Source organism: Streptomyces sp. NPDC023157 (assembly GCF_055560575.1).
In genome coordinates, this window is sequence record NZ_JBVHIL010000008.1 from 244530 (window position 1) to 257952 (window position 13423).

The 13423-nt window shown below is 72.8% G+C and carries 10 protein-coding genes; 7 read left to right on the forward strand and 3 right to left on the reverse strand.

The annotated features are described in order from the left end of the window. Positions 1–141: 141 nt before the first annotated feature. Together ACZ3ZE_RS27680 and ACZ3ZE_RS27685 are read left to right on the forward strand one after the other, a co-directional pair. Positions 142–2400 carry an ATP-binding protein gene (locus ACZ3ZE_RS27680; RefSeq protein WP_361177398.1) on the forward strand — a complete coding sequence of 753 codons (2259 nt, stop codon included), beginning with the start codon at positions 142–144 and terminating at the stop codon, positions 2398–2400. A gap of 94 nt (positions 2401–2494) precedes the next feature. Next, entirely contained in the window at positions 2495–4747 is a 2253-nt protein-coding gene (locus ACZ3ZE_RS27685; RefSeq protein ID WP_361177400.1) for an ATP-binding protein, read from the forward strand. A 31-nt stretch (positions 4748–4778) separates the two neighbouring features. Here the strand turns inward: ACZ3ZE_RS27685 and ACZ3ZE_RS27690 are convergent, their stop codons facing one another. From ACZ3ZE_RS27690 to ACZ3ZE_RS27700, 3 genes are all read right to left on the reverse strand, one after another. Next, complete coding sequence (locus ACZ3ZE_RS27690; protein ID WP_467261142.1) at positions 4779–5774, reverse strand: alpha/beta hydrolase; 996 nt, start codon at positions 5772–5774, stop codon at positions 4779–4781. Between the two features lie 171 nt (positions 5775–5945). Beyond that, positions 5946–6941 (reverse strand): AraC-like ligand-binding domain-containing protein, encoded by a 996-nt coding sequence (locus tag ACZ3ZE_RS27695; protein WP_467261144.1) that lies wholly within the window; start codon positions 6939–6941, stop codon positions 5946–5948. Between the two features lie 533 nt (positions 6942–7474). Next, on the reverse strand, positions 7475–8602 hold the full coding sequence (locus tag ACZ3ZE_RS27700) for an NADH:flavin oxidoreductase (protein ID WP_361628772.1): 1128 nt from the start codon (positions 8600–8602) through the stop codon (positions 7475–7477). Between the two features lie 118 nt (positions 8603–8720). Here ACZ3ZE_RS27700 and ACZ3ZE_RS27705 point away from each other — a divergent pair, with 118 nt between their 5' ends. The 5 genes from ACZ3ZE_RS27705 (at position 8721) to ACZ3ZE_RS27725 (ending at position 13412) form a co-directional block, all read left to right on the forward strand. Further along, positions 8721–9167, forward strand: coding sequence for a MarR family winged helix-turn-helix transcriptional regulator (locus ACZ3ZE_RS27705; protein ID WP_361177407.1), 447 nt, complete (start codon positions 8721–8723; stop codon positions 9165–9167). Between the two features lie 131 nt (positions 9168–9298). Continuing rightward, the gene (locus tag ACZ3ZE_RS27710) at positions 9299–9523 is read left to right on the forward strand and encodes a DUF7489 domain-containing protein (protein WP_467261344.1); all 225 of its coding nucleotides are present in this window, start codon (positions 9299–9301) and stop codon (positions 9521–9523) included. Between the two features lie 189 nt (positions 9524–9712). After that, positions 9713–10732 carry a metallophosphoesterase family protein gene (locus ACZ3ZE_RS27715; RefSeq protein WP_467261146.1) on the forward strand — a complete coding sequence of 340 codons (1020 nt, stop codon included), beginning with the start codon at positions 9713–9715 and terminating at the stop codon, positions 10730–10732. A 256-nt stretch (positions 10733–10988) separates the two neighbouring features. Further along, positions 10989–12656 carry an RICIN domain-containing protein gene (locus ACZ3ZE_RS27720; protein ID WP_467261148.1) on the forward strand — a complete coding sequence of 556 codons (1668 nt, stop codon included), beginning with the start codon at positions 10989–10991 and terminating at the stop codon, positions 12654–12656. A gap of 207 nt (positions 12657–12863) precedes the next feature. Next, a complete protein-coding gene (locus tag ACZ3ZE_RS27725; protein WP_361177416.1) occupies positions 12864–13412 on the forward strand; it encodes a hypothetical protein in 549 nt (182 codons plus the stop codon). Positions 13413–13423: the final 11 nt, after the last annotated feature.

Here is a 13423-nt window from a genome sequence, read left to right on the forward strand (position 1 = left end):
CCCCGGCCAGGGGTGCGGCCCTCAACCGTCCCCGAGGCCGGTGCCCACGTCCTCGCGCCCCGCAAGCCGAACTGACCGCAGCCGGAACCCGGTCGCCCTGGACACGACATACCCTCGGGTCCGAGAAGACCAAGGGGAGTCATGTCCGGAGAAGAGCCCTATGGGGACGTCCTGCGTGCGCTGCGGCAGCGGGCGCGCCTGACGATGGAGGAGTTGTCCGAGGCGTCGGGGGTGAGCGTCCGGGCCATCGGAGACATGGAGCGGGGCCGTAGCCGCGTACCGCAGCGGCGCACCGTGGTGGCCCTGGCGGACGGGCTGGGGCTCGCTGAGGGCGAGCGCGAGGTTCTGCTGGCGGCGGGCCGGGCGGGGCGGCCCACGCGTACGGTGGCGACCGCGGGCGCGGCGGAGCCGCCGCGGGCCGTGCGCGACTTCACCGGACGGGCCCCGCAGCTGGCCCGGTTGAAGGAGATGGCCGGACGGGCGGGCGCCGGTGACGGTGCGTCGGTGGCGGTGATCTCGGGCCCGCCGGGGTGCGGCAAGACGACCCTGGCGCTCCAGGCGGTCGCGGAGCTGGCGGAGGACTTCCCGGAGGGCCGCTTCATGGTGGACCTCCACGGCGTCGACGGCGCCGTGGACCCGGGGGAGGCCCTGGTGAAGCTGCTGAAGGCCCTCGGGGTGTCGGACCGTCGACTGAGCCAGGAGGGTCCGGCCGGCCACGCGGGGCTGCTGCGGGCGCTGCTGAGCGAGGGACGCCACCTCGTGGTTCTGGACAACGCGCGCGACGAGCGGCAGGTGCGCCCGCTGCTGCCCGCCGGCGGCCCCAGTCTCGTCCTGGTGACCAGCCGGCGCCCGCTGACCGGGCTCGAGGACGTCGACCGGCTGGCGCTGGAGGAGATGGCCCAGGACGAATCGGTCGAGCTGCTGCGCCGGATCCTGGGCGAGGAGCGGGCGGACGCGGAACCCGACGCCGTGGCGAGGGTGGCGGAGATGTGCGGACGCCTGCCGCTCGCCCTCCGCGTGGCCGGCAACTGGCTGGCCATCCGTTCGGCCTGGTCCGTCGACCGGCTCGCCGGCCGTCTCTCCGACGAGGAACGCCGGCTGAGCGCCCTGACCACGGACGACGTACGGGTGGAAGCGGCGTTCGAGCTCTCCTACCGGGAGCTGACGGACACGGCCGCCCGGATGATGCGCCTGCTGAGCCTGGTTCCCGGGCCCGACATGACCGCAGCGTACGGAGCCTGCCTGGCCGAAGCCGACGTCTTCGAGGCCGAGGACGTCATGGAGGAACTGGTCGAGGCCGGGCTGCTCCAGGCCACCTTCGACGGCCGCTACCAACTCCACGATCTGCTGCGGCTGTTCGCCCGCGGGCGACTGACCCGCGAGGAGCCGCCTGGGGAGCGGCGGGCGGCGGAGGACCGGCTGCGCGGCTGGCTCCTTGAGACGTCCGTGGTCGCCGGCCGCTGGTACAAGCCCAAGTACGGTGCGCCCCCGGCCTCCTGGCGGGGCATCGTCCCCCTGGAGAACGCCGAGGAGGCCCGCGCCTGGCTGCAGGGCGAGGCTCCGTCCTGGCTCGCGGCGCTGCGCGCCGCCGCGGGGAAGGGCGAGCACCACCGCGTCGTGGAGATCGGCGACGCCATGGAGTGGTTCTGCAACCTGTGGGTCTTCTGGGGCCACTGGTCCGAACTGTACGAGCTCGCCGGCCGCTCGGCCGCGGCACTCGACGACCCCGGCATGCGCGCCTACAGCCACAACATGCACGCGTGGGCCCTCATCGTGTGCGACCACCGCTACCGGGAGGCCATCGAACAGGCCGGCGCGGGACTCGCCTGCGCGCGTCTCGCCGGTGACGTCCCGCAGCAGGCCTCCGCCCTCTCGCACGCGGCGGTCGCCCACCGGAAGCTGGGCGAACTCGGGGAAGCCGCGGACAAGGCCCGCGCGTCCGTGGACCTGTACGAGGGGGTCGGCGACCGCGAGGGCTGGCTCGGCGCCATGGTCAACCTCGGATCCTGCCTGCGCGCCCTGGGCCTCGGCGCCGCTGCGCACACGGAGAACCTGCGGGTCATCGCGTTCCTCGACGCACCGGACAAGGAGGTCGGCGCGCACCTCGCGGACATGGTGCGCGCCCACTCGACGTACGCGCTCGGCCTCGACCACGCCGAGATGGGCCAGTGGAGCGTGGCGCTCGACCGGCATCGCGACGCGCTGGACCGGTTCCGGGGCCTCGGCATGCAGCACATGCAGGCGAGCGCGCTCCTGGGCACGGGCGAGGCCCTGATCGAACTGGGCGAGGTCGAGGAGGCCCGCCGGTGCCTCGGCGAGGTCCTCGAACTCGCCGACGTCGCCGACGCCGAGATCGTCAGCGGCGCGCGGAAGCGACTGGAGGCACTGCCCGCCCGATGAGCGGCGGCAGAGGGCCCGCCCGCGCCGCTGGCCTGCGGTTTCGCCGTAACCGGCACACCGTATTCTTGCTCCGGGGCGGGGAGGAAGAGGAGTTGTGCACGGGGAGAAGCCGTTCGGGGCCGTTCTGATCGACCTGCGGCAGCGGGGCCGACTGACGAGGGAGGAACTGGCCGAGAAGTCGGGCGTGAGTGTCCGGGCCATCGGCGACATGGAACGGGGCCGCAGCAGGGCTCCGCAGCGACGCACGGTGGTCGCGCTCGCGGACGGGCTGGGGCTCACGGAAACGGAGCGGGAGGCGTTGCTGGCCGCGGCCCGCACGGCCCGTCCCGCGCGCGCGGTCACCGTGGCGGGCACGCTCATGCCGCCCCGGTCGGTGGGCGACTTCACGGGCCGGGAAGCGGAACTGGTGCTGCTGCGGGAGGCGGCGGAGGGGGCGCCGGCCGGCGGGAGCACATGGGTCGTCTCGGGTCCTCCGGGATGCGGGAAGACCGCCCTGGCGCTGAAGGCGGCGGCCGACCTGAGGGAGCGGTTCCCCGACGGCCGCTTCGTGGTGGACCTGCACGGAGTGGACGGCCCCGTCGACACGGACGAGGCGCGGCTGAGGCTGCTGAAGGCCCTGGGCGTGCCCGACCGCCGGCTGGCGCAGGAGGACCGGCAGGGCCGCGCCGGGCTCCTGAGGACGCTGCTGGCCGCCCGTGCGTGCCTGCTGGTCCTGGACAACGCCCGCGATGAGGAGCAGATCCGCACCCTGCTGCCCGCGGACGGGCGCAGCCTGGTGCTGATCACCAGCCGCAGGCCGCTGAGCGGGCTGGAGCAGGTCCACCGCCTGGCACTGTCGGAGATGACACAGGACGAGGCCGTCGCCCTGCTGCGCCGGATCCTCGGCGAGGAGCGGGCGGACGCCGAACCCGACGCCGTGGCGCGGGTGGCCGAGCTGTGCGGGCGCCTGCCGCTGGCCCTGCGCGTGGCGGCCAACTGGCTGACGGTCCGCTCCGGATGGACCGTCGGCCACCTCGTCAGGCGCCTGGCCGACGAGGAACGCCGCCTGGGCGCGCTCGCCGCGGGCGACATGCGCGTGGAGCCGGCCTTCGAACTGTCCTACCGTCAGCTGACCGGCCAGGCCGCCCGCATGCTGCGGCTGCTGAGCCTCGTCCCGGGCCCGGACATGACCGCGGCGTACGGCGCCGCCCTCACCGGGACCGGCGTCCTCCAGGCCGAGGACGTGATGGAGGAGCTCTTCGAAGCCGGCCTGCTCCAAACCACGTTCACCGGCCGCTATCAGCTGCACGACCTGCTGCGCTTGTACGCCCGTGGCCGCCTGTCCCGCGAGGAGGCCCCCGGCGACCGGGAGGGCGCCGACGAGCGGCTGCGCGCCTGGCTCCTGGAGACGGCCGCGGTCGCCGGACGCTGGTACCGGTCCGCGCCCGGCGCGCCGCCCTCCTCCCGGCAGGGCCCTGTGCCGCTGGAGAGCGCCGAGCAGGCCCGTACCTGGCTCCGGAACGAAGCCCCCTCGTGGCTCGCCGCCCTGCGAGCCGCCGCTCACCGGGGTGAACACACCCGGGTCGTCGAGACCGCCCGCGCCATGGAGTGGTTCTGCGACCTGTGGGTGCACTGGGGACACTGGCCCGAGGTCTTCCGGCTGGCCGCCGAGGCCGCCGCCGCGCTCGACGACCCGTACCTGCGGGCCTTCCACCTCAACTGCCTCTCCTGGGCCCTGACCACCTGCGAGCAGCGCTACCGCGAAGGCGTCGAAAGGGCCGACGAAGCGCTGGCGCACGCCCGTCGCGCGCAGGACGTGCACCAGCAGGCGTCCGCGCTGATGCTCGCGGCGAGCGCGCACCGGCAGCTCGGCGAGGTCGGGATCGCCGCGGACAAGGCCCTCGCCGCCGTGAGACTGTCCGAGGACGCCGACCACTACGAGGTGTGGCCCCAGGCCATGCGCCTCTACGGGATGGCGCTCCGCCTCCTCGGCCGCGCCGAGGAAGCCCTGACCCGGCACCAGAGCATCGTCGACTTCCTCGACGCGCCCGACTGCCCCGTGAGCGGCCTCGTCGCCGAGGTCTTCCGGGCCCACGCGTACCAGGCACTCGGTCTCGACCACGCCGCGCTGGGCAGGTGGAGGGAGGCGGCCGACCACCATCGGCGCGCCCAGGAGCAGTCGCGTCGGATCGGCATGCCCCACCGCGAGGCGGAACAGCTTCTCGACCTGGGGGAGGCCCTGATCGCGCTCGGCGAGACCGCCGAGGCCCGCTCCTGCCTGCTCCAGGTCCTCGCCCTCGGCGACACGGCCGTCGACAAGGAACTGCGGGCCGCGCAGCGGCTCCTCGACACGCTCCCCGCCGCGTGAGCCGTGCCGACGCCGGCACCGGGGCGGACGCTCAGCCCCGGTGCCGGTGCAGGGCGACGTGCACGGTGTCGAGGACCTGGACGAGGGCGGCGCGTGCGGCATCCGTGTCGCGCAGCGGATCGAGCACCATGAAGCCGTGGATCGTGCCCTGATAGCGCAGGGAGACCACCGGCACACCGGCCGACCGGAGCCGGTCCGCGTACGCCTCGCCCTCGTCGCGCACCACGTCGGCCTCGCTGGTGACCACCAGCGCCGGAGGAAGGCCGGCGAGCTCGTCGAGGGACGCCCGCAGCGGTGACGCGGTGGCCTGGCTCCGCAGCCGTACGTCGGGCAGGTACTGGTCCCAGAACCAGCGCATGGTCGCCCGGTCCAGGAAGTAACCCTGGGCGAACTCCCGGTACGAGGGGGTGTCGCAGGCGGCGTCGGTGACCGGACAGAGCAGCACCTGCCGCAGCAGACGCACCCCGCCGCGCTCCTTGGCGAGCAGGGTCAGCGCCGCGACCAGGTTGCCGCCCGCCGAGTCGCCCACGGCGACCATCCGGCCGCCGTCCAGGCCGATCTCGCCGCCGTGCGCGCAGATCCACCGCGCGACCGCGTAGCACTGCTCGACGGCGACCGGATACCGCGCCTCCGGGGCACGCTCGTAGTCGACGAACACCACAGCCGCGTCCGCGCCGAGGGCGAACGCGCGCACCAGGCGCCGATGGGTGTCGGCGTCGCCCAGGGCCCAGCCGAGTCCGTGCAGGAAGAGGACGACGGGGAGCTCACCAGCGGCGTCGGCCGGTCGGACCACCTGAACCCGTACGTGACCGGTCGGGCCGCCCGGCAGGGCGAACCACTCGGAGGTGGTGCCCTCCTCGTCGAGGGGATCGGCGCCGGCGATTCCCTGGAGGCGCGCGAGGCTCCGCCGGGCCTCTTCCGGGTCCGGGGCGTGCGCCGGCGGCGGGCAGGCGTGCAGGTCCACGAAGGCGCGGGTCGTGCGGTCCAGTACCGGCGGCCGAGCGGACGAGGGATCGAAGTCGGTCACGCACGGTCTCCTGCCGTCGGGGCCTGAAGCGAAGGGGGAGCCCGGGACACCGGGCCCGGGCTGAGCGCCGGAACGCGGTGCGGCGCCCGTGGCGCGAGGGCTGCGCCGCCGCGGGCCCAGGTCGGCCGGCGCGGCTCCGAGCGGGGACCTTACCCGCTGGAAAGCGGGAGGTCAGCCCCCTTGGGGCTCGGCACCCCGCACCGCGGGGGCGTCCTGGTCGGTGCGCAGGGAGCGCCATTCACGGGGGGAGACGCCGTACTCGGCGCGGAAGGACCGGCTGAAGTGGGCGGGGTTGACGAAGCCCCACCTCTGGGAGACGGCGGACACGGTGGGCGTCGTCCTGCCGCGTCGGGCCAGTTCGCGCCTGCACTCCTCCAGGCGCCGCCGCCGGACGAACTGCCCGACCGTCGTCTCCTCACCCTCGAACAGCCGGTGCAGGTACCGGACCGAGATCCGGTGCTCCCGGGCGATGCGCTCCGGCGACAGATCCGGGTCGCCCAAGTTCCGGTTGATGTGCTCCAGGATGCGCAGCATCAGGTGGCTGCGCCCGTCCGCGTCCGCGCCGTCCCGGTGGGCGCGCTCCGCGATCAGGGTGGAGAGCAGGTCGACGACGTTCCCGGCCAGGCGGTTCGCGACCGCCTGCGGGTAGCCGTCGGCGCCGGACGAGGCCAGCCTCGCCAGGAACGGCAGCAGCATCGCGCCGACACCGTCCGCCGTGCCGATGGTGCTGCCGGTGACCCGCCGGACGTCGCCGTCCGCCACGCCCAGCGTGCGGCGCGGCAGCTGGAACACGTGGGTCGCGAACCGCCGCGGGTAGTCGAAGGAGTACGGCCGGGTCGTGTCGCACACCACGAGGTCGCCCTCCGCCACCTCGGCCCGCCTGCCGTCCTGGACGAAGGTGGCCGTGCCGGAGACCTGCACCGCGACCGACACCAGGGCCTCGGACGACCTGGCGATCAGCGCCGGCGTACGGTTGACCCGCTCCGCGTCCGCCTCCATGGTGCACACCTGGAGGTAGCCGAGCCGACCCGAGGCGATCCGGCCGTCGAACGGCCCCTCGTCCCGAGGAGTGACCGTCATCGGCACCAGCGCCCTGCTGACCGCGTCGTTCCAGTAGGCGACCTTCTCCCCGTCCGGCACGGAAGCGGTCGTCAACACCAAGCTCAACTTGCTCTCCAGTCAGGGGAATCGACTCAGGAGCGCGACCGGGCCGCTCGCCGGGGCCCGGGCTCCTGCCCACACCGACCAGCCAAGCAGCGGGCCGTTTCCCCCTCCAGGCAGAACCACAGGCAGAACGGGCAGAACTGCCGCGAGCGCGAGGCCCGACGGACACGTGCCGGCCCCGCCCGGACGGACCTGGGCACCCGCATCAGCGAGGAGGCCGTCCGCAACAGCTGGGACACCGCCGCCCGCGGCGGTTCCTTCGCCGCGTCCGCTGTGCACCCACGCCGAGCAGGTCAACACCGCCCTCCTCGCCTTCCTGGCGAAGTGACGCACCACCGCCGGGCCGGCGAGGAGAGCTCGTGCAGGGCCGGGGCGGCAAGCCCAGGGCCGGGGGTGAACACGCCGATGCGGCGACCCGGGGCGTGAACACGCAGCTGCGGCGGCCGGGAACGATCTCCCGGCCGCCGCAGCGGTCGACCAGCGTCGGCGGCGCGGCCCACCGCCGCAGCGGTCGACCAGCGCCCGCGGCGCGGCCCTCAGCTCAGGGTCTTGAGCGCCGCCGCGTCGTACGGCTTCAGCTCGTCGGTCCGGCCCGCGAGGACCTTGGCCGCCCACTCCGGGTCCTGGAGCAGCGCGCGGCCGACGGCGACCATGTCGAACTCGTCCCGCTCCAGACGGTCGAGGAGCTCGTCGATGCCCTGGAGCGGCGCGCCCTCGCCCGCGAAGGCCTGGAGGAAGTCGCCGTCGAGGCCGACCGAGCCGACGGTGATGGCGGGGCGGCCGGTGAGCTTCCTGGTCCAGCCCGCCAGGTTGAGGTCCGAACCGTCGAACTCGGGGATCCAGTGACGCCGGGTGGAGGCGTGGAACGCGTCGACACCGGCGGCGGCCAGCGGGGTCAGGATCGCCTCAAGCTCCTCCGGGGTCTCGGCGAGCCGGGCGTCATAGGCGTCCTGCTTCCACTGCGAGTAGCGGAAGAGCACCGGGAAGCCGGGCGAGACGGACGCGCGGACCGCGGCGACGATCTCGGCGGCGAACCTCGTACGGGCCACGGCGTCGCCGCCGTACGCGTCGGTGCGCCGGTTCGTCCCCGCCCACAGGAACTGGTCGATGAGGTAGCCGTGGGCGCCGTGCAGCTCGACGCCGTCGAAGCCGATGCGCTCGGCGGCCGCGGCGGCCTCGGCGAAGGCGCCGATGACGTCGTCGAGGTCGCTCCGGGTCATCGCCTTGCCCGTGCCCTCGGTGCCGTCGGTGCGGATACCGGAGGGGCCCATGGCCGGGGCGTCGGGAAAGGGCGCCTGGCCCTGCTCGCGCACCATGCCGATGTGCCACAGCTGCGGCACGATCGTGCCGCCCGCCGCGTGCACGTCCTCGGCGACCTTCGCCCACCCCGCCAGCTGCTCCTCGCCGTGGAACCGCGGCACACGGTCGCTCTGCCCCGCCGACTCGTGGCCGACGTAGGTGCCCTCGGTGACGATCAGGCCCACGCCGGCCGCGGCACGGCGGGCGTAGTACGAGCGGACGTCCTCGCCGGGCACGCCACCCGGGGAGAACATGCGCGTCATCGGCGCCATCACGATGCGGTTGGGGACGGTGAGGCCGTTCAGGGCCACGGGCCGGGAGAGGATCTCGGCCGCGCGGGAGGCGGGGGACGCGGTGACGGTCACAGGGGCGCTCCTTATGGCGTTTACTTGACAACCTTGATGCTTGAGAACTTCATGCAATACGAAGAAGGTAGAGCCATATATTTGAGATGGTCAAGTTTCTCGGGATAGAATGGGTCCCATGACAGAAGCTCCTCGTGCGCAAGCGCCCGTCGACACGGACCGGCTCATGGAGCAGCTCTCGATGTCCTGGGGCGTCTACCTCGGCGACTTCACCGTCGCCGCGGCGAGCGAGAACCTCACCGCGAGCCAGGCCAAGGCGCTGACCGTGCTCCGCCGCGGACCCGCCGCGATGCGCGCGCTGGCCGAGACCATGACCTGCGACGCCTCCAACATCACCGGCATCATCGACCGGCTGGAGAAGCGGGGTCTGGTGCGCCGCGAGGCCGACGTGTCCGACCGGCGCGTCAAGAACGTCATCCTCACCACCGAGGGTGAACGCGTCACCGACGCGATCCGCGCGAAGATGCGCACCACGCAGGACGGCCTGGACGGACTCGGCGCCGAGGAGCGCGCATCCCTCTCCCTCCTGCTGGAACGCGTCTTCGGCTGCCGGCCCACGACCTGACCGGCTGCCCCGCGCGGGTTCACGCGGGTGACACCGGTCGGGCAACGCTCGGCGATGACATTTGTCATGGCCAAGAGGTGACTCCCGGACCTGCCAGGCCCCCTGCCGGTCTTCGTAGACTCCAGACCATGATGAATTCACGCAAAGCCGGACAGGATGACGCTTGGGAAGGTGTCGTCGTGAGCAAGTCCCGAGGCATGCTCGACGGCTCGAACCTGTACCACTTCGTGGAAGTCCGCCTCGCCGACGGCGAAGGCGAACCCATGAAGGTCAGGATCGGCCGCCGCCTCTGGAAGTCGCTCGACGTCAACGACCGGGTCATCAAGCGGCCGGGCGCCGAGCCGGCCAAGGGATAGCCCTCCCGGGTCGAGACGCGTTCATGCGGCAGACACCTCGGAGCGGGCAGCGGGTCGATCAAGTTGCGTATCCATAACGGGTCTAGTTCAAAGAGCGGTGGCCCCGGGAGCGTGTGCGGGGGCTGAGCGGCCGGGCGCGCCAGGACGGGCGCCCGTCGGCGGCCGCCGCCCGTCGGAAGGAAACTCCCCGTGGATCGCAGATCTCTGCTCACCGTCGCGACCGGCGCGGTGGGCGCGGTCGCCGCCTCCCAGATACCGGCGAGCGCGGTGACGCCCGCGCACGCCGGACCCGGGCGACCGCTCACCACGTTCAACGTCATCAGCGACATCCAAGGCGACCTCCGGGACCTTGGTGTGGCGTTGGAGGACATGAACCGGACCAACCCCCGGAGTTCGGGCCTCGCGATCGCCGGCGACATCACGCCGCGCGGGTACGACGCCGAGTACGCGGCCGTCAGAGCCGAACTCGCCCACCACACCCACCCGAAGACGCTTGCCTGGGCCATCGGAAACCACGAGTTCTACGTCCCCAAGTGGCTCGACCCGGCGACCCTCGCCCAGGCCACCTGGCCCAACGGCACCACCGAGGACTCACTCTTCAAGAGCTTCTACACCTTCGCCGGCCGCAACACGGTGTACGCGGAGCACTCCTTCGGCGGCATCCCGGTCCTCAGCCTCGGCACCGAGAAGTACATGCACTACCACGACCCCAAACTGTGGGACGAAGTGTGGATCAGCGAGGCGCAGTTCACCTGGCTGGAGCAGCGCCTCGCGCACTGGGCGCGCCGCCGCAAGCCCGTGATGGTCGTGACGCACCACCCGCTCCCCAACACCGTCTCCGGCAGCCACAACCAGCTCTACTCGCGCGACTACCTCCAGTCGGACCGGCTCCTCGGCATCCTGGGCCGACACCGCGACGTCTTCCTCTTCTGCGGCCACACCCACTGGGACCTCGCCCTCTCGGACTGGTACGTCCGCAGGGTCGTGCCCGGCACCGCGAACCTGGACGGCTTCTCCGTCATCAACACCGGCGCGGTGCAGACGGGTTACACGGACGACGGCAAAGGCGGGGAGGTGTCCGTCCCCGGCACCTTCAACCAGGGCCTCCAGGTCGAGGTCTTCCACGACCGGGTCGTCGTCAAGGCGCGGGACTTCGCGGCCGGTTCCTGGCTGAAGCAGATCACCGTCCCGCTGTCGACAGGCATCTGAACCACGCGTGCCCGGCGGGCGACGGCCGCCCTGCCGTGCGAGCCGTCCGGTCCGGCAGCAGCGGTACGCGCTGCTGCCGGCCGGGCAGTTTCGTGCCGAGTGCGCGTAGTGCACTGTGTAGCCGCCGCCCCACTGATGTGATCACGCCACATTCGCGTAATTCCGTCAATTCGTCCGAGGTCGCTGGACGGGTGCCGACGCGGGCCGGTTGTCTCTGGTCGATCCGGCTGAGGGCATGATCCGAGGGGGTTGCACCATGGCAAGGACGGGACGGCGGCAAGGCCCGGTGAGGGGAGCCAATCCGGCGGCGGACGAACTCGCCGGATTCTTACGGGACATCACCGCGCATCTCACCGTACGAGAACTGGCGGATCGTTTCGGCGGAGGGCGGACGCTCTGGAGCGAGTACCGGTCGGGTGCCCGCATCACGCCGCTGGGCAGGCTCAACGCGGTCGTACGCGACCGATTCCGGGATGCGCGGGGGCGTGCGGCCATGCTGGAGCGCGCCCGGGTGCTGCATGACGCGGTACTCACCGCGCAGGCCGTGATGGATCCGGCGGTGTCTCCGGGCGAGGCGCTCCGGCGCGCCGAGGCGACGGCGGCCGATGCCGCTGTGCTCGTCGACGTACTGCTCACCATCATTCGGCTCCTCCAGGGGCCGTTCCTGGCCGCGGGGTCCGGTGGGGGAGCCGTGGCCGGCGTCGACGAGTCGGGGAGCGCGGACAGGAGTCCGGGTCCCCTGGTCGGCGCCGTGGTGAGGTCCACAGCCGTTGTCCGGGCGGAAGACGCTCTGGTCCGTCTCGCGGCCGTGCGGGAGGTGCAGGTCGCGGCCTTTCGTCTGGCCAACGAGATCGAGCCGGGAGCGGTGCGAGGGGAGGCGGCCGCGGACCCGGAGCACGTCCTCGCGCTCGCGCGGCTCTGGTGCCTTCTCCAGCACCACGGGGATGAGGTGCTCGTGCTCCAGTGGCGGATCAGCGGGCAGGCGCTCGGCCCGTACGCCGGCGAACTGGCTCCCTGGGCCGTGCCGCCGAACGGCGACGCGGGCGGCATGCGGCGGAGTCTCCTCGCGCTGGGCGGCGAGGGCTCGAAGGCGAGCCGGTCGGGGGGACTTTACGCGGCAGGTGCGTTGTGCCTGGCTCTGATGTCCGCAGCGGCGGGTGTGGTGATCGCGGGTGGGCGGGCGCCCGCCGCGGGCGTGGCCGGTGATGTGCCGCCCAGCGTGAGCGTCACGATGGTGATGCCGTCCCCGGGCATGCTCCCTTCGAGTGGCGCGGGCGGTGGCTCGCCGGCCGCCGCGACGCCGAGGGCCGGATCCGCGTCGCCCACCTACCAGAGCGCCTCTCCCGCGGGGCCCCTCAAGCCGCGGCGGACCAACTCGGCGGCCCCGCCCTCAGGCGGTGCTTCGGCGCGCCCCACCTCAGAAGCATCGCCCTCGGCCACCGCAGGCCATGGTGGCGCGGGACGGCCTGCCGCGCCTCCGCTGCCGGGCGGCCTGTTCCGCCTGACGGGCATGGCCAGCCGTATGTGCCTGTCCGGGCCTCGGAACAGCGACATTCCCGCGGCGGGAATGGTGCAGACCACATGTGCCCCGGACGCGGAGCAGTTCTGGAAGCTGACGCCGGAGAAGACCGGGCGAGCGGGGACGGTGTACTCGGTGCGCAACCGGTTCAGCGGCCTGTGCCTTTCGGTCGACGCGGCGCGGACGACGGACGACGCGATCATCACCCAGTACCCGTGCGGCGACGAGGCGGGGCTCTTTCCCGATCAGTTCTGGTCCTTCCGTTACCGCCCGTCGCACCGCGCGTGGCAGCTGGTCAACCGCAACAGCGGCAAGTGCGTTGCGATCCGCCCCGGTGCCGCCGACCTGGAGCAGGCGCTCCAGGCGTCCTGCGCGGACGATCCGTGGATGCTGTGGCGCCCCTGAGTCGCCTGCCCGGCGCCCGCCGTTGTCCCCGGACAAGACATTGTCCACTCGTACGACGGCCCTGACCTGCGGTGATGACAGCGTGTCGGTCAGGACAACCCTGCATGCCGCCACCCTCTTCGCAGCACGGGCAGGCCGCCGTCCACACCGGATCCACGGGGGTGGTGTGGACGGCGGCTCGGAGATGTCACGGCAGGGAGAACTCACTTGAACGGCAAGACGACCCAGCAGCCCATGGACGCGACGCCGTTGCGGCGTGGGGCACGCGCTCGCCGCCTCGCCTCGATGGCGGCGGCCCTGTTCCTCACCTTCGGCACGTCGGTGGGGCTGGCCGGAGAGGCATCCGCCACAGCCACCGCGTGCGCGGGGTTCGGCTGCGACGACCACAACCCGAACATCCAGACCTGGCAGAGCGGCCCGGGCAGCCAGTTCGACATCCCCCACCCCTTCGGAGGGCTCTCCCTGCGCCTGGGTACGACGGACGGGGACCGGTACGCCTGGGCACGCGCGACCTATGCGACGGGCAGCGGCGGCGGCCACGTGTACGTGAACCGCCGGAACTACGGCGGCGGCGGCTTCGAAGGCGGTCTGGGACCGCGTGAGCTGGGACAGAGCGACTGGACCACGTCCGCGGGCACCAACACGATCGCCACCTGGTCCGGGATGTACTACGACCCCTCCTACAAGCAGGTTCAGGCGTGCGTCTACCTGAACGCCGACGGCCGTTCCTGGTGCACGCAGTGGTTCCCGTTCTGACGGCCGACACC